Source organism: Pseudomonas sp. S2_B10 (genome assembly GCF_054668425.1).
Genome location: NZ_CP162768.1, coordinates 3,514,209 through 3,540,973 on the forward strand (window position 1 = coordinate 3,514,209; position 26,765 = coordinate 3,540,973).

The following is a 26,765-nucleotide window of genomic DNA, read 5'->3' on the forward strand; positions in this document are numbered from 1 at the left end:
CAGCCGGACGGGGATAAATCCCCTCACCACATGGGATTCATTCCAGATTGTTTATGGCCGGGGCCTTTGGCTGGATGGTCTGGCGCGGCTGATCCAATAGTCGCCTGGAATATTACTGTGGTGAGGGGATTTATCCCCGTTGGGTTGCGAAGCAGCCCCAAAACCATTCAGCGCGTTGATTCAGTTAGATCTGGCAAGTCGGATTTACGACTGCTGCGCAGCCGGACGGGGATAAATCCCCTCACCACAGGGATTCATCCCCGCTGGGTTGCGAAGCAGCCCCAAAACCATTCAGCGCGGTGATTCAGTCAAATCTGGCAAGCAGGATTTACGACTGCTGCGCAGCCGGACGGGGATAAATCCCCTCGCCACAGGGATTCATCCCCGCTGGGTTGCGAAGCAGCCCCAAAACCATTCAACGCGGTGATTCAGTCAGATCTGGCAAGCAGGATTTACGACTGCTGCGCAGCCGGACGGGGATAAATCCCCTCGCCACAGGGATTCATCCCCGCTGGGTTGCGAAGCGGCCCCGAAACCATTCAACGCGGTGATTCAGTCAAATCTGGCAAGCAGGATTTACGACTGCTGCGCAGCCGGACGGGATAAATCCCCTCACCACATGGGATTCATTCCAGATTGTTTATGGCCGGGCCTTGAGCTGCGCCTCAGCCGCCGATGCCAGATCCGGCGGCAGGAAGTCCTTGTCCGGGTTGTAATCGGCTTTCAGATAGCGCCGCAGATCTTCCAGATCACCCGGGTTCAGCGTCCCCGCCGCCTGCTTCAGGCGCAGGTTGTCGAGGATGTAGTCGTAGCGGGTGTTGTTGTAGTTGCGCACCGAGGTGTACAGCTGGCGCTGCGCATCGAGCACGTCGACGATGTTGCGTGTGCCGACCTGATAACCGATTTCCGTGGCTTCCACCGCGCTCTGGTTGGAGATGATCGACTGGCGGCGCGCCTGCACCTGCTCGACGTCGGTGTTTACCGCGCGGTGCAGATTGCGGGTGTTTTCCACCACTTGCCGGCGCAGCGATTCGCGCTGCTGTTCGCTCTGATCCAGTTGCGCATAGGACTGTCGCACTTGCGAACTGGTCAGGCCGCCGCTGTAGATCGGGATGTTCAGTTGCAGGCCCAGCGTGCTCTGCTCGACGTTGCCGCCGTAGGGCGCGCCGAACGAGTTGGGGTTGGCGAAGCCGAGGGCGTCGTTGTCGCCTTTCTCGTATTTCGCCACGGCGTCGAGGGTCGGCAAGTGGCCGGCCTTGCGCTGCTTGAGTGTCTGCTCGGCGGAGCTGACCGCGTAGTTGCTGGCGAGCAGGTTGAGGTTCTGCCGTGCCGCCGTGTCGACCCAGGATTTCGCATCGTTGGGCGCCGGCGGCAGGATCGGCAGCGTGTGGACGATGCCCTGAATCGAGTTGTACTGACGGTTGGTCAGGGTGATCAACGCCTGGAACGCGTCATCGACCTGACGCTGGGCGACGATGCGGTTGGCTCGCGCGGTGTCGTAACTGGCTTGCGATTGCAGCACGTCGGTCTTGTCCGAAAGGCCGACATCGAAGCGCTCGTTGGACTGATCGAGCTGACGTTTGAACGCCGCTTCTTCAGCCTTGGTCGAGGCCAGATTGTCCTGGCTGCGCAGCACGTTGAAGTAGCTTTCGGCGCTCTGCAGGATCAGGTTCTGCTCGGTGGCCGAGAGCTGCAGCGCGGCCTGTTCGTTGACGTCTTTGGCTGCTTGATACTGGAACCAGCGATCGGCGCGGAACAGCGGCTGCGCGAGTGTCGCCTGGTAGGAATGCGCGCTGCGGTTGGCGATGGCCGAAGGCTGGTCGATCGAGGTGCGCACGTCAGCAACTTCGGCGCCACCGGACAGGTTCGGCAGCAGACCGGCGCGGGCTTGCGGCACCACTTCTTTCTGCGCGCCATACTGGGCGCGGGCCGCGGCGAGGTCGGCGTTATTGTCGACCGCTTCCTGATAGACGCTGACCAGATCGGTTTTGGTCGACAAGGGTGCTTCCGCTGCCCAGGCCATTGTGTTGGACGCACAGGACACGGCAACAGCCAATGAAAGTTTGCGCAGCATGAGGCGATCCCTAGCATGAATATTATGGAAGTAATCCGGGCGTCAAAGGTAAGGCGCAGCCCACACAGCGTCAAGGCTGGGCAGGCCAAGCGAGTGTAGTTGCGCATTGCTCCGGCAACAATCGGCCAGCCTGGGTATTTACGCCATTCATCATGGCGTTCGCTGCGGTGTTGGCGTTCCTTGATGGTTGTGTCTAGACTGGCCGGGTTCTTGTCGGGGTGCCTTGCTATGAGGCTGAGATCGAATAATTTCGGATCCCGTTGAACCTGATCAGGTTAGCGCCTGCGTAGGGAACAAGATTTCTCGTCACCCGGCGAGTCCTCTTGTGCTTCGTCCGGGATATTGTTCGACAATCGAACGCTCATGACGAATGCACAGCACCGGTCCTGGTGCGTCCGTGCCTTTCAGGTTCTGCTCCGACAATCCACTGCTGGATGCTGTCTGGAGAGCCCGTGATGACAACAAAAGAAAAAAACGCGATCAACCTGAGTGACTCGGCCAAGGTCGACGAGCAATCGGTCAAGCCGTTCACCCGTTCGCAAAAAATCTACGTTCAGGGCTCGCGCCCGGACATCCGCGTGCCGATGCGCGAAATCAGCCTCGATGTAACCCCGACCGATTTCGGCGGCGAGATCAATGCGCCGGTCACGGTCTACGACACTTCCGGCCCGTACACCGATCCGAACGTGGTCATCGATGTGCGCAAAGGCCTTGGCGATGTGCGTTCAGCGTGGATCGATGACCGTGGCGATACCGAGCGCCTGCCGGGCCTGAGCTCGAACTTCGGCCAGCAGCGTCTGGCCGATGCCGAACTGACCAAACTGCGCTTCGCTCACGTCAACAACCCGCGCCGCGCCAAGGCCGGGGCCAACGTCAGCCAGATGCACTACGCGCGCAAAGGCATCATCACCGCCGAGATGGAATACGTCGCCATCCGCGAAAACATGAAGCTGCAAGAGGCCCGCGCAGCCGGTTTGCTCAAACAGCAACATGCCGGCCACAGCTTCGGCGCAAGCATTCCGCAAGAAATCACCCCTGAATTCGTCCGCGAAGAAATCGCTCGCGGTCGCGCGATCATTCCCGCCAACATCAACCACGTCGAACTGGAACCGATGATCATCGGCCGTAACTTCCTGGTGAAGATCAACGGCAACATCGGCAACAGTGCCCTGGGTTCTTCGATCGAAGAAGAAGTGGCGAAGCTGACCTGGGGCATTCGCTGGGGCTCGGACACGGTGATGGACCTGTCCACCGGCAAACACATTCACGAAACCCGCGAGTGGATCATCCGCAACTCGCCGGTGCCGATCGGTACCGTGCCGATCTATCAGGCGCTGGAGAAGGTCAACGGCGTCGCTGAAGACCTGACCTGGGAGTTGTTCCGCGACACCCTGATCGAACAGGCCGAGCAGGGCGTCGACTACTTCACCATTCACGCCGGCGTGCTCCTGCGCTACGTACCGCTGACTGCCAAACGCGTCACCGGCATCGTCTCCCGTGGCGGTTCGATCATGGCCAAGTGGTGCCTGGCGCACCACAAAGAGAACTTCCTCTACACCCACTTCGACGAAATCTGCGAAATCATGAAGGCCTACGACGTCAGCTTCTCGCTGGGCGATGGCCTGCGTCCGGGCTCGATTGCCGACGCCAACGACGAAGCGCAATTCGGCGAACTGGAAACCCTCGGCGAGCTGACCAAAATCGCCTGGAAACATGACGTGCAATGCATGATCGAAGGCCCGGGCCACGTGCCTATGCAGTTGATCAAAGAGAACATGGACAAGCAGCTCGAATGCTGCGACGAGGCGCCGTTCTACACCCTCGGCCCGCTGACTACCGACATTGCGCCGGGCTACGACCACATCACTTCCGGTATCGGCGCGGCGATGATCGGCTGGTTCGGTTGCGCGATGCTCTGCTACGTGACGCCGAAGGAGCACTTGGGCCTGCCGAACAAGGATGACGTGAAGACCGGGATCATCACTTACAAGATCGCCGCCCACGCAGCGGACCTGGCCAAGGGACACCCGGGCGCGCAGATTCGTGATAACGCACTGAGCAAGGCGCGTTTCGAATTCCGCTGGGAAGACCAGTTCAACCTCGGCCTGGATCCGGACACCGCGCGCTCCTATCACGACGAAACCCTGCCGAAGGACTCGGCCAAGGTCGCGCACTTCTGCTCAATGTGCGGGCCGAAATTCTGCTCGATGAAGATCACCCAGGAAGTCCGTGAATACGCAGCCAACCAACGCATCGATGCGGTCGACGTGGACGTCGCCAAAGGACTCGCGGAACAGGCCGAGCGGTTCAAGAAGGAAGGCAGTCAGCTGTACAAGAAAGTTTGACCCCGTACTGATCGTTCCCACGCTCCGCGTGGGAATGCAGCCCGTGACGCTCCGCGTCACTGGACGCGGAGCGTCCCGAGAGGCATTCCCACGCAGAGCGTGGGAACGATCACAACAAATGTCCCTTTGAGATAACACCCTTGAGCATTCAACCCGGCACCTATTCCCCCGATCTCGCCGTCCCCGCTGCAAAGCGTGTGTTCGGCGGGCGCGATCTGTTTTCCCTGTGGTTCTCCCTCGGCATCGGCCTGATGGTTTTGCAGACCGGCGCATTGCTCGCGCCGGGTCTGGGTCTGTCCGGTTCTTTGCTGGCCATCTTCCTCGGCACGCTGGTCGGCGTGCTGTTGCTGGCTGCTGTCGGCGTGATCGGCAGCGACACCGGCCTGTCATCGATGGCGGCGCTGAAGCTCAGCCTCGGCAGCAAAGGCGCGAGCCTGCCGGCGCTGCTCAATCTGCTGCAACTGATCGGCTGGGGCTCGTTCGAAATCATCGTCATGCGCGACGCCGCCAGTCTGCTCGGCAGCCGCGTCTTCAGCGAAGGTTCGCTGTGGGCCAATCCGATTCTGTGGACGCTGTTCTTCGGTGCGCTGGCGACCTTGCTCGCGGTGAGCGGGCCGTTGACGTTCGTGCGGCAGATTCTGCGCAAGTGGGGCATCTGGCTGTTGCTCGCCGCGTGCCTGTGGCTGACCTGGAACCTGTTCGCCAAAGCCGACCTCGCGGCGCTGTGGGCGCGCGCCGGTGACGGTTCGATGCCGTTCGCCGTGGGCTTCGACATTGCCATCGCCATGCCGCTGTCGTGGCTGCCGCTGATTGCCGACTACTCGCGTTTCGGCAAGCGTGCGAAGAATGTTTTCGGTGGCACGGCTGTGGGTTTTTTCATCGGTAACTTCTGGCTGATGAGCCTTGGCGTGGCCTACACCCTGGCGTTCGCGCCGAGCGGTGAAGTCAATGCGTTGCTGCTGGCCTTGGCTGGCGCCGGTCTGGGCATTCCGCTGTTGCTGATTTTGCTCGACGAGTCGGAAAACGCTTTTGCCGATATTCATTCGGCGGCGGTATCGAGCGGGATTCTGTTGCGTCTGAAAGTCGAGCATCTGGCCTTGGCCATCGGCGTGATCTGCACGCTGATCGCACTGCTGGCGCCGTTGGCGCAGTACCAGAGTTTCCTGTTGCTGATCGGCTCGGTGTTTGCGCCGTTGTTCGGCGTGGTGCTGGTGGATCACTTCATCCTGCGCAAGCGCAGTGCTCAGGTCGCCTCAGCCGCATTGCGCTGGCCGGCGTTGCTGGCGTGGCTGGGTGGAGTCAGCACCTACCACTTGCTGGCGAATCTGTATCCGGATGTCGGCGCAACCCTGCCGGCGCTGGTGCTGGCAGGGTTGCTACAACTGGTGCTGGGCCGGGCCTTCAGTTACGGCCGGGAAACAGCTCGGGCTTGAGTATGCCGTTCAGGCGCGGGTAAGGAATCTTCAGTTCGACGTGGCCCAGCGCATATGGCGCGATAGTGGTCACGTCGTACTTGAGGATCACGCCGCCGTAGGTCAGCGCCACGTGCGGGGTTTTCACGAACGGCCAGTTCGCGACGAATTCCGCCTCCTGATCGAGTTTGGTACTGATCAGCCAACTGTTGTGCGCCACTTGCGCGGCTTTCCAGAACGCCTCTTCCTGCCCCGGCAGCAACATGTCGGACAGGTTCAGCACCTTGTGCTGCTGGCGCGAATAGTTGATGAAACCGCGACCCGGCGTGCCGTGGGCGCCGCCAGTGTCGAGGTAGCTCGACAGCTCGATGATCACCAGTCCGTCATGCTGCTCGCGTACTTTCGCTTGCAGATAGCTGCTGTTGCGCGGGCCGGCGCTGGCGAGGAACTGCTCGCGGTAGGCGGCCAGGGTTGGCGCTACGGGTGCGTTCTTCTCGGTGCGAGTCATTTGCAGCAGACGTTTTTCGATGATGCCATCCAGCGCCGGCTCATCCGGGAAGCGCAGGGTGTCGATGTTCACCAGCGGGCAATCGGGATTGGAACAACCGGGTTTGAGTTGTTCCGAGGCGTCGCGGGTGGTTTCCAGCGGCGTGCGATAGTTGGGCTGGAACAGGCTGGCACAAGCGCCCAGAGTCAGGGCAATAGCGGCCACAGAGGCAATTTTGAAAAGCGACATGGGCGTCCTTTCGAAAGCAGGGGAAGGCAAAAAGATACCGCTTCGACTCTCAACGGAGCAGTCAGTTCGCCACTAAGCTGATTAGAGTGTGTTTCACCGTCACCGTCCATCCCGCTGACGGTAAAGGGGCTGCATCAAACGGTGCGGGCGCGTTAGGATGGCGCGAAGTCGAGGTTGCCGGTTGTACACAGCAACCTCGTAATGGATGTGCAGTAAAGAGGAAGATTATGACTGACTTTGCCAACGCCATTCCGACCGCCGTGGATATCGTGCGGCGCGAAAAATGCTACGAGGGCTTTTACAAGCTTGACCGTGTGCACCTGCGCCATGAGCTGTTCGCCGGTGGCATGAGCCGCGAAATCAATCGTGAAATCTTCGTGCGCCACGATGCCGTGTGCGTCCTGCCTTACGATCCGCAGCGCGATGAAGTGGTGTTGATCGAGCAGTTTCGTGTCGGCGCCATGGGCAAGGCCGACAACCCATGGCTGGTCGAACTGGTCGCCGGTCTGATCGACAAGGATGAGCAACCGGAAGAAGTTGCTCACCGCGAGGCGCAGGAGGAAGCTGGGCTGGACATCAAGGCGCTGTGGCCGATGACCAAGTATTTCCCCTCGCCGGGTGGCAGCAACGAGTTCGTGCATTTGTATCTGGGACGTTGCAGCACCGACGGTGTCGGCGGTCTGCACGGGCTGGAAGAAGAGGCCGAAGACATTCGCGTAACGGTCTGGGCATTTGAAGATGCCTTGCAGGCCGTGCGTGACGGACGTATTGCCAACGCGGCGAGCATCATCGCCTTGCAGTGGCTGGCGCTCAACCGCGCCGAAGTGAGGGGGCTATGGTCGTAAACAAGCTGCGCGATCGTTATCGGGTTGACCTCGTAGGGCTGCAAGCCGCCTGCGAGGCCAACTACGCGCGCCTGATGCGACTGCTGCCGGACATGCGCAACGAACCCGAGGCGCGGCGTATCGCTGTGACCCAGGGCGAGCAGATGCTTGGCGTGCTCGCTCTCGAGGTGTTGCAGACCTGCCCGTACACCACGACCTTGCAGGTGCGCCAGGAGCACAGTCTGCCGTGGTTGCCGGTGCCGCAACTGGAAGTGCAGGTCTACCACGACGCGCGCATGGCCGAAGTGGTCAGCGCCGAGCATGCACGACGCTTTCGCGGCATCTATCCTTATCCGAACGCCGCCATGCATCAGCCCGATGAAAAGGCCCAGCTCAATGTGTTTCTGGGCGAATGGCTGAGTCATTGCCTGGCGTTGGGGCACGAGTACGAAGTCGTTCGCTAGTTGTGAACTGCGTCCGCTTCGGCGGTTTCCCCTTTTTGTCATCCCCCAGCATAATTGCCGCACCCATCCATTGCGTGCTTAGCCCCGGGAGAGCGCCTTGCCCAGCGTATCGACATTGACCAGCGCCGACCCGGCGCTGCTGGTGCAGTTGTCCGACAGCCACTTGTTCGCCGAGGCGGACGGCACGCTGCTGGGCATGAAGACCCGCGAGAGCCTGCAAAGGGTCATCGACCTGGTGTTGGCGCAACAGGCGCAGATCGACCTGGTGCTGGCCACCGGCGATATTTCCCAGGACGGCACGCTGCAGTCGTATCAGGCATTCCGCCAACTGAGCGCGCAGATCAGTGCACCCGCGCGCTGGATTCCCGGCAATCACGACGAGCCGATGGTCATGGCCGAGGCGGCGGTGCAAAGCACGCTGCTGGAGCCGGTGGTCGATATTGGCAATTGGCGGGTGACGATGCTGGACTCGGCGGTGCCGGGTTCGGTGCCGGGCTATCTGCAGGATGATCAATTGCAACTGCTCGCGCGCGCGCTGAGCGAGGCGCCTGAGCGCCATCATCTGGTGTGCCTGCATCATCATCCGGTGTCGATCGGCTGCGCGTGGATGGAGCCGATCGGCTTGCGCAACCCGGAAGCGTTCTTTGAAGTGCTGGATCGCTTTCCACAGGTTCGCGCGGTGCTGTGGGGGCATGTGCATCAGCAAATCGATCGCGACCGCAATGGCGTGCGCTTGATGGCCTCGCCCTCGACGTGTATCCAGTTCGAGCCGGGGAGTGCGGATTTCAAAGTGGGCGAGCAGGCGCCGGGGTATCGCTGGTTGCGATTGTTGCCGGACGGGAAATTGGAAACGGGCGTCGAAAGAGTCAGCGACTTCGAGTTCACAGTCGATTACGGCTCCAACGGTTACTGAACTGACAATCAAAGACCCTCACCCCAGCCCTCTCCCAGAGGGAGAGGGGGCCGACCGCGGTGTCTTTGGCTGTGCATCGACCTGAAACAGCGATATCGATTATGGATTCGCAGCAAAACGCTCAGGTCGGTGTAGCTCTCGAATATCCCCCAGTCGGTTCCCTCTCCCTCCGGGAGAGGGTTAGGGTGAGGGCAGCTTGTGCTGTCACACCAATTTATTGAACCCACCCCCAATCCCGGTCCTTCTCCCTGTAAACTCCGCTATCTTTCGCCGACAGCCAGGGAGCTCAAATGTCCGGTTCGATCCTCTATATCCACGGTTTCAACAGCGCGCCGGCCTCGAAGAAGGCCTGTCAGCTGGTCGCGGTCATGGAGCAGCTGGGTTTGAGCGGGCAATTGCGCGTGCCGGCGCTGCATCACCATCCGCGTGAAGCCATCGGTCAGCTCGAGCAGGCAATCGCCGAGCTGGGCCGGCCGTTGCTGGTGGGAAGTTCGCTCGGCGGCTACTATGCGACTCACCTGGCCGAGCGCCATGGCCTGAAAGCCCTGCTGGTCAACCCGGCGGTCAGCCCGCACCGGATGTTCGATGGTTATCTGGGCACGCAGCAGAACCTCTACACCGATGAAACCTGGGAACTGACCCACGACCACGTCACGGCGCTGGCCGAACTGGAAGTGCCACCACCGCAGGATCCGCAGCGTTATCAGGTCTGGTTGCAAACCGGCGACGAAACGCTGGATTATCGCCTCGCCCAACAGTATTACCGCGCCTGTGCCTTGCGCATCCAGGCCGGCGGCGACCACAGTTTCCAGGGCTTTGCCGGGCAATTGCCGGCGTTGCTGAGTTTTGCCGGCATGGCTGCCGATATGTATCAGGCAATCGATTTCACCACGCTGTGAAGTCTTGCCCCTCTTTCATGAATGACTGACGACGAGACCTTATGGCCACTCCCAGCGCTAGTTCTTATAACGCCGACGCCATCGAAGTCCTCTCGGGCCTCGACCCGGTGCGCAAACGCCCCGGCATGTACACCGACACCAGTCGGCCGAACCACCTCGCCCAGGAAGTCATCGACAACAGCGTCGACGAAGCCCTGGCCGGCCACGCCAAATCGGTGCAGGTCATCCTGCACGCCGACCATTCGCTGGAAGTCAGCGACGACGGCCGCGGCATGCCGGTCGACATTCACCCGGAAGAGGGCGTGTCCGGCGTCGAACTGATCCTCACCAAGCTGCATGCGGGCGGCAAGTTCTCCAACAAGAACTACCAGTTCTCCGGTGGTCTGCACGGCGTGGGCATTTCCGTGGTCAACGCGCTGTCGACCGAAGTGCGCGTGCGGGTCAAACGTGACGGCAACGAATACCAAATGACCTTCAAGGACGGCTTCAAGGCCTCCGAGCTGGAAATCGTCGGTACCGTCGGCAAGCGCAACACCGGCACCAGCGTGTACTTCGCGCCGGACCCGAAATACTTCGATTCTCCCAAATTCTCCATCAGCCGCCTCAAGCACGTGCTCAAGGCCAAGGCTGTGCTGTGCCCGGGCTTGCTGGTCAGCTTCGAAGACAAAGGCACCGGCGAGAAAGTCGAGTGGCATTACGAAGACGGCCTGCGCTCCTACCTGGTCGATGCGGTCAGCGAATTCGAACGTCTGCCGAACGAGCCGTTCTGCGGCGCTTTCGCCGGTAATAAAGAAGCGGTCGACTGGGCGCTGCTGTGGCTGCCGGAAGGTGGCGACGCGGTGCAGGAAAGCTACGTCAACCTGATCCCGACCGCCCAGGGCGGTACGCACGTCAACGGTCTGCGTCAGGGCCTGCTCGACGCGATGCGCGAGTTCTGCGAGTTCCGCAGCCTGCTGCCGCGCGGCGTGAAACTGGCGCCGGAAGACGTCTGGGAGCGCATCGCTTTTGTCTTGTCGATGAAGATGCAGGAACCGCAATTCTCCGGCCAGACCAAAGAGCGTCTGTCTTCCCGTGAGGCAGCGGCGTTCGTCTCCGGTGTGGTCAAGGATGCGTTCAGCCTGTGGCTCAACGCCAACCCGGAAACCGGTCTGGCCCTGGCCGAATTGGCGATCAACAACGCCGGCCGCCGTCTCAAGGCGAGCAAGAAAGTCGAGCGCAAACGCGTCACCCAAGGTCCGGCGCTGCCGGGCAAACTGGCTGACTGCGCCGGGCAGGACCCGATGCGTTCCGAGCTGTTCCTGGTCGAGGGTGACTCCGCCGGCGGTTCGGCCAAACAGGCGCGGGACAAGGAGTTCCAGGCGATCCTGCCGTTGCGCGGCAAGATCCTCAACACTTGGGAAGTCGACGGCAGCGAAGTGCTCGCCAGCCAGGAAGTGCATAACATCGCCGTGGCGATCGGCGTCGATCCGGGCGCCGCGGACATGAGCCAGCTGCGCTACGGCAAGATCTGCATCCTCGCCGACGCCGACTCCGACGGTCTGCACATTGCGACTTTGCTGTGTGCGCTGTTCGTCCAGCATTTCCGCCCGTTGGTGGATGCCGGTCACGTCTACGTGGCGATGCCGCCGCTGTACCGCATCGACCTCGGCAAAGAGATCTACTACGCCCTCGACGAAGCCGAGCGCGACGGCATTCTCGATCGCCTGGTGGCCGAAAAGAAACGCGGCAAACCCCAGGTCACCCGATTCAAAGGTCTGGGTGAAATGAACCCGCCGCAGTTGCGTGAAACCACCATGGACCCGAACACTCGGCGTCTGGTGCAGTTGACGCTGGGCGAAGACTTCGCCGAAACCTCGGAAATGATGGACATGCTGCTGGCGAAGAAACGCGCCGGTGACCGCAAATCCTGGCTGGAATCCAAAGGCAACCTCGCCGAGGTGCTGGCCTGATGCAGTTTGGCTGGGCCTTGGCGGGTGCGTTGCTGCTGAGTGCGCTGAGCGTGTCGGCCGAGCCGCTGCAAGAGTTGCAGCTGCTTTCCGAACACCCGGTCGAAGGCATCCGCGGCGGTAACCTGTCAGGTCTGGCCATGTGCGGCAACGAGCTGTGGACGGTTTCCGATCGCGATGACGAGCAGATCTATCGGCTCGATACCCACGATCCGGTCTGGCAGGCGCAAACTGTGCACATCGACGTGCCGCCTGTGCCGGAGAGCGGCCTGCCGTGGGGCTTGAGTTCGCGCACCTGGGCGGCGTCGTTCATTCGTGGGGGCGATCTGGATTTCGAAGGCATCAGTTGCGACAGCGTAGGCAATCGCTACATCGTCAGTGAGGCCCATGCGGCGGTGTTGCAGGTGCCGGTCAGTGGCCCGGCTAACTGGCTGAAAATCTCGCCGCTGCTGGTTCGCGAAGCGCGGGCGAGCGGCCTGCTGCTCAAGTTCAATTCGATCTTCGAGGGCCTGGCGATCAACCCGGCCGGTGATCAGATATGGCTGGCCGCCGAACGGCAAAAACGTGGTTTGCTGCTGATCAAACGCCAGCAGACGGTGTGGGATTGTGACGGTCGCTGCGTGCTGCTCAGTGAGGGCGGCAAGGAGATGCAGCCGCCACAGTTTCCCAAGGCGAAAGCGGTTCATCGCGACTTCTCCGACATTTCCTTGTTCAACGGCAAGCTGTTTACCCTTGAACGCAACGCTTTCGAGATCTGCCGTCGCGATGCGCAGACGGCCAAGGTCGAGCAGTGCTGGTCGTATGCCGGCGAACTGTTGCAGGAACAACGTCGGTATTCGCAGAACTACGGACTGGAGGAAGCGCTGATCATTGATGCCGAAGGCGCGTGGATCGGCGTCGACAACAATTTTGGCCCGCGTGCCGACGGCGAAGTCCGCCCGGTGGTCTGGCGCTTCGCCGCGCCGGACGGTGGCTGGAGTGCCAGGCCATGAGCCAGCAACCGCCGGGCAAGCGTGCCGGTCGGGTGCTAATGGTCCTCGCCTGGTGCGCGGCACTGTTTCTCGCGACGAAGTTTTTTGGGCAGTGGGAGCAGCGCCAGCAGAATCCGAACATCGTGGTCACGTCGGAGCAGGGCGAAGGTTTTATCGAAGTGAAACTGGCGAGCAATGCCCAAGGGCATTTTGTCGCCAGCGGCCAGATCAACGGCGAGCCGGTGGAGTTCATGCTCGACACCGGCGCGACCGATGTCGCGATCCCGGCGGATCTGGCCAAGCGTTTGAAGCTGCAAGAAGGTTTCGGCGTGACCCTGAGCACGGCCAATGGCCTGAGCCAGGGCTATCGAACGAAGATTGCCCGCCTGCAACTGGGCGACATCGTGCTGCGGGATGTCCGCGCACTGGTGGCGCCGGGGCTGCATGGCGACCAGGTGCTGCTCGGCATGAGCGCCCTGAACAGACTTGAATTTACCCAGCGCGGTGGCACCATGCTGCTGCGCCAGACAACGAACCGATGAGGCCCGCATGAGCGACTCCCTTGATCTCAGCCTGGATGGTGTAGAACGCCGCTCGCTGGCTGACTTCACCGAAAATGCCTACCTCAACTACTCCATGTACGTGATCATGGACCGCGCCTTGCCGCATATCGGCGACGGCCTGAAGCCGGTACAGCGGCGTATCGTCTACGCCATGAGCGAACTGGGGCTGGACGCTGATTCCAAGCACAAGAAATCGGCGCGTACCGTCGGTGACGTGCTCGGCAAGTTCCACCCCCACGGCGATTCGGCGTGCTACGAAGCGATGGTGCTGATGGCGCAGCCGTTCAGCTATCGCTACACGCTGGTCGACGGCCAGGGCAACTGGGGTGCGCCGGACGATCCGAAGTCCTTCGCCGCCATGCGTTACACCGAAGCGCGGCTGTCGCGCTATTCCGAAGTGCTGCTCAGCGAACTGGGCCAGGGCACCGCGGACTGGGGGCCGAACTTCGACGGCACCCTGCAGGAGCCGCTGGTGTTGCCGGCGCGCCTGCCGAACATTCTGCTCAACGGCACCACCGGTATCGCCGTGGGCATGGCCACCGACGTACCGCCGCACAACCTGCGCGAAGTCGCCACCGCCTGCGTACGCTTGCTGGATGAGCCGAAAGCCACGGTCGAACAGCTCTGCGAACACATCCAGGGTCCGGATTATCCGACCGAAGCGGAAATCATCACGCCGCGTGCCGACCTGCTGAAGATGTACGAAACCGGCAAGGGCTCGGTGCGTATGCGCGCCGTGTACCACGTCGAGGACGGCGACATCATCGTCACCGCGCTGCCGCATCAGGTCTCCGGCGCCAAGGTGCTGGAGCAGATCGCCGCGCTGATGCAGGCCAAACCGTCGAAAGCGCCGCAGATCGCCGATCTGCGTGACGAATCCGACCACGAAAACCCGTGCCGCATCGTGATCATCCCGGTCAACAGCCGCGTCGATCACGAAGCGCTGATGCAGCACCTGTTCGCCAGCACCGAGCTGGAGTCGACCTACCGGGTCAACGTCAACATCATCGGTCTGGACGGCAAGCCGCAGCTGAAAAACCTCCGTGCGCTGCTGGTCGAATGGCTGGAATTCCGCGTGCTGACCGTGCGTCGCCGCCTGCAATTTCGCCTCGACAAGGTCGAGCGTCGCCTGCACCTGTTGGACGGTTTGCTGATCGCCTACCTCAACCTGGATGAAGTAATTCACATCATCCGTACCGAGGAGCATCCGAAAGCCAAGCTCATTGAGCGTTTCGCCCTCAGCGAGATTCAGGCCGACTACATCCTCGACACCCGCTTGCGTCAGTTGGCGCGACTGGAAGAGATGAAGCTGCGCGACGAGCAGGACGAACTGCTCAAGGAACAAGCCAAGCTGCAAGCCCTGCTGGGCAGCGAAGCGAAGCTGAAGAAACTGGTGCGCACCGAGCTGCTCAAAGACGCCGAAACCTACGGCGACGACCGCCGTTCGCCAATCGTCGAGCGCGCCGAAGCCAAGGCGTTGAGCGAGCACGATCTGCTGCCGAACGAGAAAGTCACTGTCGTGCTGTCGGAAAAAGGCTGGGTGCGTTCGGCCAAGGGCCATGACATCGACGCTACCGGTCTGTCGTACAAGGCCGGCGATGGCTTCAAGACCTCGGCGGCGGGGCGCTCCAACCAGTTTGCCGTGTTCATCGATTCCACCGGTCGCAGCTACTCGGTCGCCGCGCATACCTTGCCGTCGGCCCGTGGCCAGGGCGAACCCTTGACCGGCCGTCTGACGCCGCCACCGGGCGCTTCGTTCGAATGCGTGCTGATGCCCGAAGACGATGCGCTGTACGTGATTGCGTCCGATGCCGGTTACGGCTTCGTGGTCAAAGGCGAAGACCTGCAAGCGAAGAACAAGGCCGGCAAGGCCCTGTTGAGCCTGCCGAACAACGCCAAGGTCATCGCGCCGCGCCCTGTGGCCGATCGTGAGCAGAACTGGCTGGCCTCGGTCACGACCGAAGGTCGCCTGCTGATCTTCAAAATCAGCGATCTGCCACAATTAGGTAAGGGCAAAGGCAACAAGATCATCGGTATATCCGGTGAACGCGTGGCCAGTCGCGAAGAATATGTCACGGACATCGCCGTCCTGCCGGAAGGCGCCACCCTGGTATTGCAGGCTGGCAAACGGACCCTGTCGCTGAAAGCCGACGACCTCGAGCACTACAAAGGTGAGCGGGGACGGCGCGGAAACAAACTTCCGCGGGGCTTCCAGAGGGTGGATGCGCTGCTCGTCGAAAACCTCAATTAGGCGAGAACGCCTTCCTAGAGCGTTCGATCTGCGATTAAACGCGTAGATCGACGCTTTGGCGCTGGAGTCGGAACGCATATTCACGGATGATATGGCCTTTCAAGCGCCGGCGTGGCCGAGCGTTCTTCATATTTATTGAGTATTTTCACTGTGGTCAGCCTTGTGGCGGCCACCTGGACGGGATGATGACTGCTCTACGCCCCCTTATTTTGTTGCTCGCCGGCGTTCTTGGCCTGGCGGGTTGCAGCGTTCACCAGCCGGTGTCGCTGTACCAACTGGACAGCGGAAGTCCGGTTCAGCCTGCGCAAAGCGCGGGCATGGCGGTTTTGCTGGGGCCGGTAGTTGTTGCCGATTACCTGCAACGCGAAACCCTGCTGCAACGTCAACCCGACGGCAGCCTGCAAGCGGCGACCGACGGTCGTTGGGCTGGCAGCCTTTCGTCGGATATCGATCAACTGCTGATGCGTCAGGTGGCTGGTCACCTGGACAGTCAGCGTGTGGTGCTGGCGCCTGCTACTGCCGGATTCACGCCGGATGTGCAGGTTCTGCTGACCATCACCCGTCTGGATTCCGGGGCGAAACAACCGGCGATTCTCGATGCGCAATGGCGTTTGATCGATCGTCGCGGCAAGGTGCGCGATAACCGCATCATTCACCTGCAGGAAACGCACGCCGGCAGCACCGCGTCCCAGGTGCAGGCACAAGGGGTTCTGTTGCAGCGTCTGGCCGAGCAGTTGTCGGTGGCGCTCAAGCCACTGGCCAACCAGCCGCCCGTGGCCGAGGCACCGCGTAAAGCCGCGCCGAAACCCGCAGCGCCGGCGGCGGATGCCGAGAAGCAGCCAAAGATTCCGATGGCCTCGCCTATTCGTACCGATATGGAAGTGTTTCGCTTCTGAGGCTGGAACGCGTCAGAACAGAGCCCGCCTTGTGCGGGCTTTGTTATGTCTGGAGGTGAGGTGGAAGATCAAAAGCCCCTCACCCTAGCCCTCTCCCGGAGGGAGAGGGGACCGACTGAGGTGTCGGGCGTCTTACGTCGACCTGAGAGATCTTGGCGATTATGGATTCACAGCCAAACGTGCATGTCGATGTAACTCTCGAATATCCCCCAATCTGTTCCCTCTCCCTCTGGGAGAGGGCTAGGGTGAGGGGCTTTTCAGGGATGCTCTCGAATCCAATAACACCGCGCACAAAAAAGCCCGCAGACAATTAATTGTCTGCGGGCTTTTGCGTATCGGGCCTAAGCCTTACGCCCGGCGCTCATGCATCCGCGCCAGTTGCCGTTCGAGCATCGACGGATATGGCTCCATCAACCGCTCCACACAGCAAGCGCCTTCAGGGCTGGCGATCGGCCGGATCCGCGCACGCTGGCGGATCAAGGTGTCATCGCTGATCTTGCGCTCGACCAGCAGCAGATTGCGGCTGTGTTGCGACAAGGCCAGTGCATCCTGGGCCGAATCGGTCAGCAGCAGATCAATCTGGCTCAGACCGAACAACTCATCGCCCAAGGTCAGGCCCAGCTGCAATTGCAGGGTGATGCCGCTGTCTGCGACCTCAATCTGCAATTGGTGGCCGAGTGCACGCAGCAGTTCGCCGCAGCAGATGGCATTGGTCAGGTAATCGTCGCCGCAGTCTTCGGTGTGGAACAGCAACAGCGTGCTGCCATCGTTGAGGGTTTCGATTTCGCCCTGATACAGCGACGCGGCCTGCTCGAGGCAGTCGCGATAGCGTTCCTGCAATTCTTCCAGACGTGCGCGAGGCAAACGACGCAATTGTTCCTGCGAGCCCAGTTGCACGGCCAGTACGGCGGTGTGCTGTGGCACGTCAGGGCTCGGTTTGCGCGTCAGCGGTTGGGCGCCGTCGTTGAGCGATTCGTCGCGCAGGTCGGCGAAAGCGTCATCGTCATCATCGTCTTCGACGGTGCTGACCAGGTGACGCGGCGCCGGTTTCTTCGCGGCCAGCGGGCGGCTTTCGTCGAAGCTCGGATCGCGCAGGTTACGCACCTCGAATTCAGGCTCGTCTTCTTCCTCGGCGAATTCCGGCTCGGGTTCGGGCTCAGGCTCCGGTTCCGGGGCGTAGCTGGCATGCAGCTGGCGCGCCAGATCGCCGATTTCATCCTGGCGGTCGATGCCCGGGGTGTGCGCGTCGATGCGGCGCAGCCACACGCGCAATTGCAGCAACGGCGTCGACAGGTAGCGGCCCATGCGCAGACTCAGAGCCAATGACAGCGCCAGCAGAATTGCGCTCAGAATGCCCATGCTTTGCAGGCTGATGGTCATCGGCTGCTGGAACTGATCCATGTCCAGGCTGATGCGCAGTTGCCCGGCAGTCACGTCCTGGAAAGTGATCTTGCTCTCGTACATGCCCTCGGCTTCGCCCAGCAGGCTGTGCTTGGGACGCTGACCGGACTCGGCGAGGATGCGGTTGTCCACACTGTAGATTGCCGCGTGGGCGACCAGTTTGTTCTTGGTCAGGTTGTTGAGCAGCACGTTGAGGCTGAGGATGTCGTTGGACACCAGCAGCTCGGTGGCGGAGGTGGCGGTCTGCGTGGTCAGGCTTTCGCCCAGCGCATCGGCCTGCTCGTGCATGGCCTGCTTGAATTGCAGCCCCATCACCCCGGCATAGATCACCAGGGCCAGAGCGACCAGGATCACGTTGTGGCTGGCAATGCGCAATGCAATCGGTACACGGCGATGGCGCAGTGCACGGAAGATCAGCAGGAAGAAGTTATCGGTTTTGACTGGCGTGGGCCGGTTCACTTGAGCTCGGCTCTTTGTCCGTGAAGTTGACGCGCAGTATAGCGACAGGCCCCAGACCGGCAAAGCGCTCGCGGTGCCCGATGGTCACTGAAAGTGGGTAGAATGCGGTTTTTTTCCAGTTGCGGGGGTGCGCGTTGCGCGAAATCGTCCTGATTAACATCACGGGAGTCGACCGTCCCGGTCTGACAGCGGCCATCACCGGTGTTCTGGCACAAGGTGGTGTGAACATTCTCGACATCGGTCAGGCGGTGATCCACGACACCCTGTCGTTCGGCATCCTGGTTGAAATTCCCGATTCCGAACAGGGCAAGTCAGTGCTCAAGGACATCCTGTTCAAGGGCTACGAACTGGATCAGCAAGTGCGTTTCACCCCGGTGTCCGAAGAGGATTACCAGCAGTGGGTGGGCAATCAGGGCAAGAAACGCCATATCGTTACCCTGCTGACGCGCAAAGTCACCGCCGGCCAATTGCAGGCGGTCAGCGCGATCACCGCCAAATATGGCTTGAACATCGACCATATCGACCGTCTGTCGGGGCGCATGCCGCTGGACACGCCGGCCGACAAGGGCAAGGGTTGCATCGAGTTTTCCGTGCGCGGTGAAGCCGCCGATCCGCAGGCCCTGCGCGCCGAATTCCTCAGCGTTGCCCAGGAATTGAACGTCGACATCGCCTTCCAGGAAGACTCGCTGTTTCGCCGCAACCGGCGTCTGGCGGTGTTCGACATGGACTCGACGCTGATCGAAGCGGAAGTCATCGATGAGCTGGCCAAAGCGGCCGGCGTGGGTGACCGGGTTTCGGAAATCACCGAGCGCGCCATGGCCGGTGAACTGGATTTCCGCGCCAGCTTCAAGGAGCGTCTGGCGCTGCTCAAGGGCCTCGACGTCAGCGTGCTCGACTCGATCGGCGCCTCGCTGCGCCTGACCGAAGGCGCCGAAACCCTGTTCGCCGAACTCAAACGCCTCGGCTACAAAACCGCCATCCTGTCCGGCGGCTTCACTTATTTCGCCAAGCAACTGCAGGCCAAGCTTGGCATCGATTACGTGTTTGCCAACGAGCTGGAAGTGGTCGACGGCAAGTGCACCGGCGTGGCGATCGAGCCGATTGTCGATGCGCAGCGCAAGGCAGATCTGCTCAAGGAGCTGGCGCACAAGGAAGGCCTGCGTCTGGAGCAGACCATTGCTGTCGGCGACGGCGCCAACGACTTGCCGATGCTGGCGATTGCCGGGCTGGGCGTGGCGTTCCGCGCCAAACCGTTGGTCAAGCAGTCGGCGAAGCAGGCGATTTCAACGCTGGGGCTGGATGGTGTGTTGTATCTGCTGGGTTTCCGGGATCGCGACGGGCAGCTCTGAGATCTCCATAAGCTGATCTGGCCTCTTCGCGAGCAGGCTCGCTCCCACAGGAAATCTCATTCCAGTGTGGGAGCGAGCCTGCTCGCGAAGGCCGTGCCTCGGTCTAGAGCGAATTCCACAACGAATCAAAATCCTCCTCACCCCCGCCATTCTGCGCAGGATCCAGCGAGCGATAGGCGAACTGGTTGAAGCTGTGCGTACTCGCCACCCGCCGATCCAGCCCGGCGCGGTGTTCTTCGCCCTGGGTGTTGATCAATACCTTGTTGCCTTCCTGAAACGGCAGGCGCGGCGCAAGTACAGTGGCCGGCACATCGATCGCACTGATCTCCGGCAACAGCAAACCGCGCAGATAATGGCTGTGATCGTCCTTGGAACGAACCAGTTGCAGCCCGCACGGCTGCGCGTGTGGCGCGACCAGTTCAATGCCCATCTGCGTGCCGCTACCGCGCACCTGGCGGATCCAGCGAATCACCGCAATGCTCCAGCCTTTGCCCTCGCTGTCCTGAATGCCGAGCATTTCCCCGGCCTGCAATTCCGCCGGCACCTCGCTCGGCCAGGCCAGGCAATAGCCGCCGGGGCTATGGTTGATCACCGGCAAGGCGTAAGTCGGATAGTTCGGCGAGTTGCCGGGGCCTTCATCCTCGCTCAACTGGTCGTACTGGATTTCCTCGTACGGCAACAGCTCATCGTTACTTTGCGGGGCAGCGTCGAACGCCTGACTCCAGCTGTCCTTTTCGCCGTTGGCCACGACGCTGCTGAAATTTGCCGTGCGGGCACCGGGATGTTTGAGCAACTCGCTGAAGGTGCGCTCGCCGCCGAGGTAGAAGTGCAGGGCGCTCATGCCGACGCACACGGTCAATGTGCCCTGGCCGGCGCTGCGCTGAAAACTGCGTTCGGCAGCCTGGCCCCAAGTGGCGTGCAGATGTTGCAGGGTATCGATGCTGAGACCGGCGGAAACAGGCAGGGGGGTTGAAGTCGGCTGCTGCAGCAGGTGCGTTTCGAGCTGCTTGACCAAGGGCTGCGGGTCGAAGCCCAGCAGCCCGCTCTGTTGTTCGCTGCGAAACATCTTGCGGTAGCGTGGACCAACATCCAGTTCCGGGCTGATGGCGAACAAACCGTCGTCGGCGCTGCCGGGATGCAGCTTGAGCAGGGCGCTCCATGGCTCGATCACCTCGGCCAGACGAGCAATCTGGCTCTGGCGTAATTGATTGCAACGGGCACTGCCCAATAGCAGTGCGGCGATGTAGGTCTGTTCGACGCTCAGTTCGCTGGTCAAAAACGCCAGATCATCGCGCAGCCGCCGTTGTTGCAGCTGCAATTGCGCCGCGCTGCGATACAGCTGATGCAATTCGAACCACACGTGTTCCGGCGGTGAACTGTACAGCTGCGTGGCGCGCACCAGTTGCGCCTTGAGGGCATGCGCGGCGCGTTGCAAGGCGGTGCCGACCAACGTCGCGCGATCCTTGCTGTATTTGGGCAGGATGCGCAGAACGATCTGTTTATAGCCGATGGCCAACTGACCTTGCAGCGCCTGACACAGGTTGCTGACTTTGCGCGAACGCTCGTCGAGCATGATCGCCTGATGCAGAAAATGCCGTTCCAGATGCTGGCAGACGAAATACACCTCGGGCCGCAGCAGCTCAAGCAATTGCAGGCGATTGTCGCTGGGGGTGAGCAACAGGTTCAGTTCGCCGAGGCCTTGATACAGCAAGCGGGCGGTTTCGCCGATGTTGGCCTTGGGCAGGCCGGCGATCCAGCGCTTGAGGTCGCGCGGGCTGGCCTCGCAGAACGACAGGCGCGTTTGCGTGGGAGTCGGAGCGCGCAGCTTGGGAGAAAAGTTGGTCTGGCTCATGAGCAAAACCATAGCAGCAAATGCCGCAGTTTGCGGAAGCAGCCTCGGCTGCTTCCACGAACAGGGTCACGCTTTTGGCAGTGCCAGGCCTTGGCCCATCTGCACGGGTGAACCGGCCACCAGCTCTTCGGCCCACTTCACCTGATCCGGGCCAAACAGCACGATCGCCGTCGAACCGAGCTTGAAGCGCCCAAGTTCCGCGCCTTTTTCCAGATGAATCGGTGCGCGTGCGGCTTCGTCGTAGCGGAAGGTTTTCAGCTCGCGCTTCGGTGGCGTGACCAGACCGGCCCACACGGTTTCGATCGAAGCGACAATCATCGCACCGACCAGCACCACGGCCATCGGCCCGCGTTCTGTATCGAAAATGCACGCCACGCGCTCGTTGCGGGCGAACAGCTCCGGGACGTTTTCGGCAGTGGTCTGGTTCACCGAAAAAATGCGGCCCGGGATGTAGACCATTTCGCGCAGGGTGCCGGCCAGCGGCATGTGCACGCGGTGGTAGTCCTTAGGCGACAGGTAAATGGTAGCGAAGTCGCCGCCCATGAACGGCGCTGCGTTGGCCGCATCCCCGCCGAGCAACTCCAGCACGCTGAAGCTGTGGCCCTTGGCCTGGAACACACGACCGTGCTCGATCGGGCCGAGCTGGCTGACCGCACCGTCGGCCGGGCTGAGGATTGCGCCCGGGGTCTCGTCCAGTGGACGCGCGCCGTCTTTCAGGGCACGCGTGAAGAAGGCGTTGAAGTGCTCGTAAGCGGTCAGGTCTTCGACCAGCGCTTGCGACATGTCCACTTGATAACGCTTGGCAAACCATTGGGTGAAGGCATTCTTGAACCAGCGCACGCGGCATTCGGCGATGCAGCCGGCCAGGCGCGACAGCAGGTGATGCGGCAGCAGGTACTGGCTGAGGATAAACAGACGCTCTTTCATTAGTTGTCCTTAAAAACCTTAAATCTCGACTGGCGTGTCAGGGTGGTTGCCCCATTCGCCCCAGGAACCGGCGTAGCCCTTGACCCGCGGATAACCGAGGGCTTTGGCCACCAGATAAGTGAAGCCCGACCGGTGATGGGTCTGGCAGTGGGTAATGATTTCCTTGTCCTTGGTGATCCCGAGGTTTTCGAGGATCTGCGGCATGTCGCTGCGGATACGCAACTGACGCGTCTGGTCCATGCCGGCAGTCCATTCGAAATTGACCGCACCGGGGATGTGGCCACCCTTGGCGGCGAGGACTTTCTCGCCGGAATATTCCAGCGGCCCACGCGCGTCCCAGATCGCCAGATCGGCGGCGCCGAGACGGCTTTGCAGGTATTCGCGGGTGGCGGTCGGTTCGTCGTGCAGGGTCAGCGACACTGGGCCACCGACGGCGGCCGGCACTTGAATCGACATGGGCATGCCGTCCGCCAGCCAGGCCGGAAGACCACCGTCTATATAGTGGTACTTGTCGTGGCCAATGACATCGAGCAGCCAGATGAAACGCCCGGCCCAGCCGCCGCCCTCATCGTCATACACCACGTAGACCGCGTCTTTGCGATGACCGAGCTCACCAAACAACGCTTCCAGATCGGCCTTCGCCGGCATCAGCCCGGGGGCCGGTGGCTGGCCGAGCTGGGTGCGTTTCGGGTCGACAAAACGTGCGCCGGGCAAGTGACCTTCGGCATACCGGGCAGGGCTGGTCAGGTCCACCAGGATCAGTTCCGGGGACTCCAGACGCGGCAGCAGGTCGCTCGGCTCGATGACAAGCGGCAAGCCAGAGAAGTCAGACATGTGAGGTCTCCAGAGCACAAAGGGGAGGATTGTAGCGCAGGCTCATTGGCCACGGCTGCTAAAGCTGTGCAGGGCTTTTTCGATGCACTGCGCGGTTTTGCCGAAGGCTTGCACAGTGATGTCGGCGAAGGGGCCGCCGCCCTGATCGGCAACGACGATCATGATCACCCGACCATTGTTGACCAATGAACGCAGAAACAGATGTTCGCCACGAAACAGCGTGCGCAGGCTCGCCGGTAACAAGGCCGAGAATTGTGCGTTGTTCTCCGGCGTGATCCGCACCTGTGCCTGCTGAGCGAGCAGGCGTTGCAGGACTTTGCTCTGGCTGACGACAAAACTCAGCGCCGCCGCATCCTTCGGCAAACCGGCGGTCTGGTGTACGCGCAGGGTCGAGTGCGTGCGGTCGGCCATCAGAATCATCACCCGGCGCATGCCGCTGGCCACCAGTGCCTCGCGGGCGGCGACGGTCAGGCTCATGGCATTGGTGAAGCGGCTGGGTTCGGCGAGCAGTTCGGCGCATTGCCGACGCCACTGGCCCAAGTCATCCGCATTCGGCGCTGCTGCCGGGAGCATGCCGGCCGGCAAGCGACGAGTGCCCCACGGCCAGATCAGCGAAACCGCCGGGTGCCACAAATCGGGCATCGCATGCTGACGCGCGCTGTTCGCCGCTTGCTGGTGCAACTGTTGCTGCACTTCGTCCATGGAAATCTGCAGATAGAGGCTGGTCAGGTACTGCCAGCGCTTGCTGTGCGGACTGTCCCAGGCCTGTTGCGCCGACAGCGCCAGCCCATTGGCCAGCAGCACGGTATTCGCCGGCTGGTTGAGCCAGCGGCGCAATGTCGGGTCATCGTCGAGGCGATTCTGCTGGCGCAGCGGGTGTTCACTGTCGCGGGCGATGCGCAGCACTTTGACCAGTTCGCGTTGTTCGCTGAGCAGCAATTTGTAGCCTTGCTCGACCCAGATCGGCAGATGCCAGGCCTGGACCAGTGCCTCGGCGATCTTCAACAGGCGCACGCCGAACAATTGCTTTTCGACCACACGTGCCGACTCGCCCTTGTGGATCACCCGCAGTTCCCACTCTTCGAGCAACTGCGGATACGTCAGTGCCAAGGGCCACAGCGGCGACAAAAACAGCAAGCTGCCCCAATGAATGTCCTGCCACAGCCGCGCGAGGCGACTGGCAAAAAAACCGTTGGCCTGTTGTGTCGCGTGTTGGCTGATCAGTTGCAATTGGCGCAAAGCCTTGGGGATTTGCCGGTGCGGTTCGGCGGGCAGGCGCGCGAGCAATTCTTCGGTGCGGGCAAGGCCCAGGCGATTGATTGCCACCTCAAGATTTTCCGCCGGCGCGGCCATGGTGCCGTGGGTGTGACGATTCGCCTCACGGATGACGCTCAAGGCCAGCGCCGGGCTGTCCTGCATCAGATCGGCGATGTCGCGCAGCGAGCTGCGATTGTCGCGGATCGCCCGGCAGACTTTGTCGTGAGCCTCTTGTGGTACGGGCAGGCGGACGCTGTCGAGCAGCTTGACCCAAGCCTGGAGCGTGGTCGGTATTACCGATGGAATGTTCGTTTCATTAGCCATGTCTGGACGAGATCTTCACTGACTGTAGACGCGCCCGGCATGGGCTAAATTGGCTTTTCGCCTGAACTGGCTATAGTCTGGCGCAGTTTTGCCGATAAGTAGAAGAAGAGATTTTTTAACTTCCGAATATGACCTTGAACCCGACTTAAACAAGTACCTTCTACCTATGGCTAAAATTATCGGCATCATCGTCGTATTCGCGAGCGTGCTCGGCGGATACGTGCTCTCCCACGGCAAGATTGCCGCTCTGATCCAGCCTTTCGAGGTGATGATCATCGGCGGTGCGGCCCTCGGCGCATTTCTCCAGGCCAACCCCGGTTACATGACGATGCACGTGCTCAAGAAATCCCTGAGCATGTTCGGTTCGCGCTTCACCCACACCTTCTACCTGGAAGTGCTCGGGCTGATCTACGAAATCCTCAACAAGAGCCGCCGTGAAGGCATGATGGCGATCGAAGGCGACATCGAAGATGCCGCCGCGAGCCCGATCTTCGCCAAGTACCCGGCGGTGCTCAAGGATGAACGCATGACCGCGTTCGTCTGCGATTACCTGCGCATCATGTCCTCCGGCAACATGGCTCCGCACGAACTGGAAGGCCTGTTCGACATGGAACTGTACAGCCTCAAGGAAGACCTCGAGCACCCATCGCACGCAGTCAACGGCATCGCCGACGGCATGCCCGGTTTCGGTATCGTTGCGGCGGTACTCGGTATCGTGGTGACCATGGCCTCGCTGGGCGAGGGCGACCAGGCGTCGATCGGTCTGCACGTGGGTGCGGCACTGGTCGGTACCTTCTTCGGTATTCTCGCGGCATACGGTTTCTTCGGTCCGCTGGCGCATTCCCTGGCCCACGATGCCAAGGAAGAGCTCAACGTCTACGAAGCCATCAAGGCCTCGCTGGTGGCTTCGGCGTCCGGCATGCCGCCGTCGCTGGCGGTCGAGTTCGGGCGCAAGGTTCTGTACCCGGCGCACCGTCCAAGCTTCGCCGAGCTGGAACAAGCGGTTCGCGGTCGCTAAGTCATGGAAAATAATCAGCCGATCATCGTCAAGCGCGTCAAGCGCATTGCCGCCGGGCACCACGGCGGGGCGTGGAAAATCGCCTTCGCCGACTTTGCCACGGCGATGATGGCGTTCTTCCTCGTGCTGTGGCTGCTGTCCACCGCTACGCCGGAACAGAAGATCGCCATCGCCGGTTATTTCAAGGACCCGGTCGGCTTCTCCGAAAGCGGCACGCCGTACATCATCGACTTGGGTGGCACGCCGACCCTGGCGCCGGAAAACACCCTCAACCCGGAAGTGAAGTCGCAACCGCAACCGGACAAGGTTACGGTCGACACCGATCAGGTTGAAGGCATGGCCGAGCAGGTCGAGAAGGAGCGTCTCGAACTGCTCCTGCAAGAACTGCAGAACAAGGTCGACGAGAACCCGCAACTGCAGAAGTTCAAGGATCAGATCCTCTTCGAAATCACGCCGAACGGCTTGCGCATCCAGATCATGGACGCCGAGAACCGGCCGATGTTCGACTCAGGTTCCGCACGCCTGAAACCGTACTTCGAGGACATCCTGCTGGCCATGGCCGACACCATCAAAGCGGTGCCGAACAAGATCAGTATCAGCGGCCACACCGACGCCAAGCCGTACATTGGCACTGGCGATTACGGCAACTGGGAGCTTTCGGCCAACCGCGCCAACGCGGCTCGCCGTGCCCTGGTCGCGGGCAGCTATCCGGATGCGCAGGTGGCGCGGGTGGTCGGTTATGCCTCGTCGGCGTTGTTCGATCGGGAAAACCCGTTCAACCCGGTCAACCGCCGGATCGATATTGTCGTGCTGACCAAGAAAGCCCAGGCCGCCATCGAAGGTGCGCAGGGGCCTGAGGCAGCGAAACCGGCGGATCAGGGGCAGAACGGTGCTGCTCCGGCAGCCCCGGTTGATCCGAATGCGTTGCCGGCGGACAAACAGCCGGTGCCGGCTCACGAGTTGCGCGAGCGGTTGAATCTGTTTGACGATGCGGCGCCGAAACCGGCTGAGCCGGGTGGGGCGGCGCCTGCGCCGAAGCAGTAAGTGAAA

Annotated in this window: 21 protein-coding genes and 1 riboswitch; of the genes, 14 read left to right on the forward strand and 7 right to left on the reverse strand. The window is 61.5% G+C overall.

All coding sequences use genetic code 11. From position 1 onward, the window contains the following. Positions 1–640: 640 nt before the first annotated feature. Positions 641–2,074: a TolC family outer membrane protein gene (locus AB4O45_RS15750; RefSeq protein WP_016771977.1), complete on the reverse strand. Its 1,434-nt coding sequence runs from the start codon at positions 2,072–2,074 to the stop codon at positions 641–643. A gap of 204 nt (positions 2,075–2,278) precedes the next feature. Then, positions 2,279–2,384, forward strand: a riboswitch (TPP riboswitch). 145 nt (positions 2,385–2,529) lie between these two features. Between AB4O45_RS15750 and thiC the strand changes: the two genes are divergently transcribed. Then, positions 2,530–4,419 carry a phosphomethylpyrimidine synthase ThiC gene (gene thiC / locus AB4O45_RS15755; protein ID WP_095180980.1) on the forward strand — a complete coding sequence of 630 codons (1,890 nt, stop codon included), beginning with the start codon at positions 2,530–2,532 and terminating at the stop codon, positions 4,417–4,419. Positions 4,420–4,559: 140 nt separating this feature from the next. After that, positions 4,560–5,852, forward strand: coding sequence for a putative hydroxymethylpyrimidine transporter CytX (cytX, locus tag AB4O45_RS15760; RefSeq protein WP_460160282.1), 1,293 nt, complete (start codon positions 4,560–4,562; stop codon positions 5,850–5,852). On the opposite strand, the gene AB4O45_RS15765 is transcribed toward cytX, so the two are convergent. Beyond that, positions 5,821–6,567: an RsiV family protein gene (locus tag AB4O45_RS15765; protein ID WP_016771974.1), complete on the reverse strand. Its 747-nt coding sequence runs from the start codon at positions 6,565–6,567 to the stop codon at positions 5,821–5,823. The genes cytX and AB4O45_RS15765 overlap by 32 nt on opposite strands. Before the next feature lie 227 nt (positions 6,568–6,794). Here AB4O45_RS15765 and AB4O45_RS15770 point away from each other — a divergent pair, with 227 nt between their 5' ends. From AB4O45_RS15770 to AB4O45_RS15810, 9 genes are all read left to right on the forward strand, one after another. Continuing rightward, complete coding sequence (locus AB4O45_RS15770) at positions 6,795–7,412, forward strand: NUDIX domain-containing protein (RefSeq protein WP_024011344.1); 618 nt, start codon at positions 6,795–6,797, stop codon at positions 7,410–7,412. Then, the gene (locus AB4O45_RS15775) at positions 7,403–7,855 is read left to right on the forward strand and encodes a DUF1249 domain-containing protein (RefSeq protein ID WP_016771972.1); all 453 of its coding nucleotides are present in this window, start codon (positions 7,403–7,405) and stop codon (positions 7,853–7,855) included. Before AB4O45_RS15770 ends, AB4O45_RS15775 begins: the two co-directional genes overlap by 10 nt. Before the next feature lie 97 nt (positions 7,856–7,952). Beyond that, positions 7,953–8,768 carry a 3',5'-cyclic-AMP phosphodiesterase gene (gene cpdA, locus AB4O45_RS15780; RefSeq protein WP_460160283.1) on the forward strand — a complete coding sequence of 272 codons (816 nt, stop codon included), beginning with the start codon at positions 7,953–7,955 and terminating at the stop codon, positions 8,766–8,768. Between the two features lie 290 nt (positions 8,769–9,058). Then, positions 9,059–9,667, forward strand: coding sequence for a YqiA/YcfP family alpha/beta fold hydrolase (locus AB4O45_RS15785; RefSeq protein WP_095180976.1), 609 nt, complete (start codon positions 9,059–9,061; stop codon positions 9,665–9,667). Between the two features lie 41 nt (positions 9,668–9,708). Continuing rightward, entirely contained in the window at positions 9,709–11,616 is a 1,908-nt protein-coding gene (gene parE / locus AB4O45_RS15790; RefSeq protein ID WP_024011346.1) for a DNA topoisomerase IV subunit B, read from the forward strand. Next, the gene (locus AB4O45_RS15795) at positions 11,616–12,605 is read left to right on the forward strand and encodes an esterase-like activity of phytase family protein (RefSeq protein ID WP_041477647.1); all 990 of its coding nucleotides are present in this window, start codon (positions 11,616–11,618) and stop codon (positions 12,603–12,605) included. Before parE ends, AB4O45_RS15795 begins: the two co-directional genes overlap by 1 nt. Next, positions 12,602–13,126, forward strand: coding sequence for a retropepsin-like aspartic protease family protein (locus tag AB4O45_RS15800; RefSeq protein WP_041477648.1), 525 nt, complete (start codon positions 12,602–12,604; stop codon positions 13,124–13,126). Before AB4O45_RS15795 ends, AB4O45_RS15800 begins: the two co-directional genes overlap by 4 nt. A gap of 7 nt (positions 13,127–13,133) precedes the next feature. Next, entirely contained in the window at positions 13,134–15,398 is a 2,265-nt protein-coding gene (gene parC, locus AB4O45_RS15805) for a DNA topoisomerase IV subunit A (protein ID WP_024011349.1), read from the forward strand. A 185-nt stretch (positions 15,399–15,583) separates the two neighbouring features. Then, complete coding sequence (locus AB4O45_RS15810) at positions 15,584–16,294, forward strand: PqiC family protein (RefSeq protein ID WP_024011350.1); 711 nt, start codon at positions 15,584–15,586, stop codon at positions 16,292–16,294. Between the two features lie 348 nt (positions 16,295–16,642). On the opposite strand, the gene AB4O45_RS15815 is transcribed toward AB4O45_RS15810, so the two are convergent. Continuing rightward, positions 16,643–18,154 carry an AhpA/YtjB family protein gene (locus AB4O45_RS15815; RefSeq protein WP_056787522.1) on the reverse strand — a complete coding sequence of 504 codons (1,512 nt, stop codon included), beginning with the start codon at positions 18,152–18,154 and terminating at the stop codon, positions 16,643–16,645. A 134-nt stretch (positions 18,155–18,288) separates the two neighbouring features. Between AB4O45_RS15815 and serB the strand changes: the two genes are divergently transcribed. Further along, entirely contained in the window at positions 18,289–19,503 is a 1,215-nt protein-coding gene (gene serB / locus AB4O45_RS15820) for a phosphoserine phosphatase SerB (RefSeq protein WP_016771966.1), read from the forward strand. A gap of 103 nt (positions 19,504–19,606) precedes the next feature. Here the strand turns inward: serB and AB4O45_RS15825 are convergent, their stop codons facing one another. The 4 genes from AB4O45_RS15825 to AB4O45_RS15840 all read right to left on the reverse strand — a co-directional run bounded on the left by AB4O45_RS15825 (position 19,607) and on the right by AB4O45_RS15840 (position 24,697). Continuing rightward, positions 19,607–21,355 carry a molecular chaperone gene (locus AB4O45_RS15825; protein ID WP_460160284.1) on the reverse strand — a complete coding sequence of 583 codons (1,749 nt, stop codon included), beginning with the start codon at positions 21,353–21,355 and terminating at the stop codon, positions 19,607–19,609. A gap of 66 nt (positions 21,356–21,421) precedes the next feature. Next, positions 21,422–22,282 carry an archaetidylserine decarboxylase gene (asd, locus tag AB4O45_RS15830; protein ID WP_024011354.1) on the reverse strand — a complete coding sequence of 287 codons (861 nt, stop codon included), beginning with the start codon at positions 22,280–22,282 and terminating at the stop codon, positions 21,422–21,424. A gap of 18 nt (positions 22,283–22,300) precedes the next feature. Further along, positions 22,301–23,116, reverse strand: a complete 816-nt coding sequence (gene rhdA, locus AB4O45_RS15835) for a thiosulfate sulfurtransferase (RefSeq protein WP_076565369.1) — start codon at positions 23,114–23,116, stop codon at positions 22,301–22,303. A 42-nt stretch (positions 23,117–23,158) separates the two neighbouring features. Beyond that, positions 23,159–24,697 carry an HDOD domain-containing protein gene (locus tag AB4O45_RS15840; protein WP_252868696.1) on the reverse strand — a complete coding sequence of 513 codons (1,539 nt, stop codon included), beginning with the start codon at positions 24,695–24,697 and terminating at the stop codon, positions 23,159–23,161. Between the two features lie 166 nt (positions 24,698–24,863). Between AB4O45_RS15840 and motA the strand changes: the two genes are divergently transcribed. Both motA and motB read left to right on the forward strand, forming a co-directional pair. Beyond that, a complete protein-coding gene (gene motA, locus AB4O45_RS15845; protein ID WP_024011357.1) occupies positions 24,864–25,715 on the forward strand; it encodes a flagellar motor stator protein MotA in 852 nt (283 codons plus the stop codon). A gap of 3 nt (positions 25,716–25,718) precedes the next feature. Next, the gene (gene motB, locus AB4O45_RS15850; RefSeq protein WP_073471668.1) at positions 25,719–26,759 is read left to right on the forward strand and encodes a flagellar motor protein MotB; all 1,041 of its coding nucleotides are present in this window, start codon (positions 25,719–25,721) and stop codon (positions 26,757–26,759) included. Positions 26,760–26,765 lie beyond the last annotated feature (6 nt).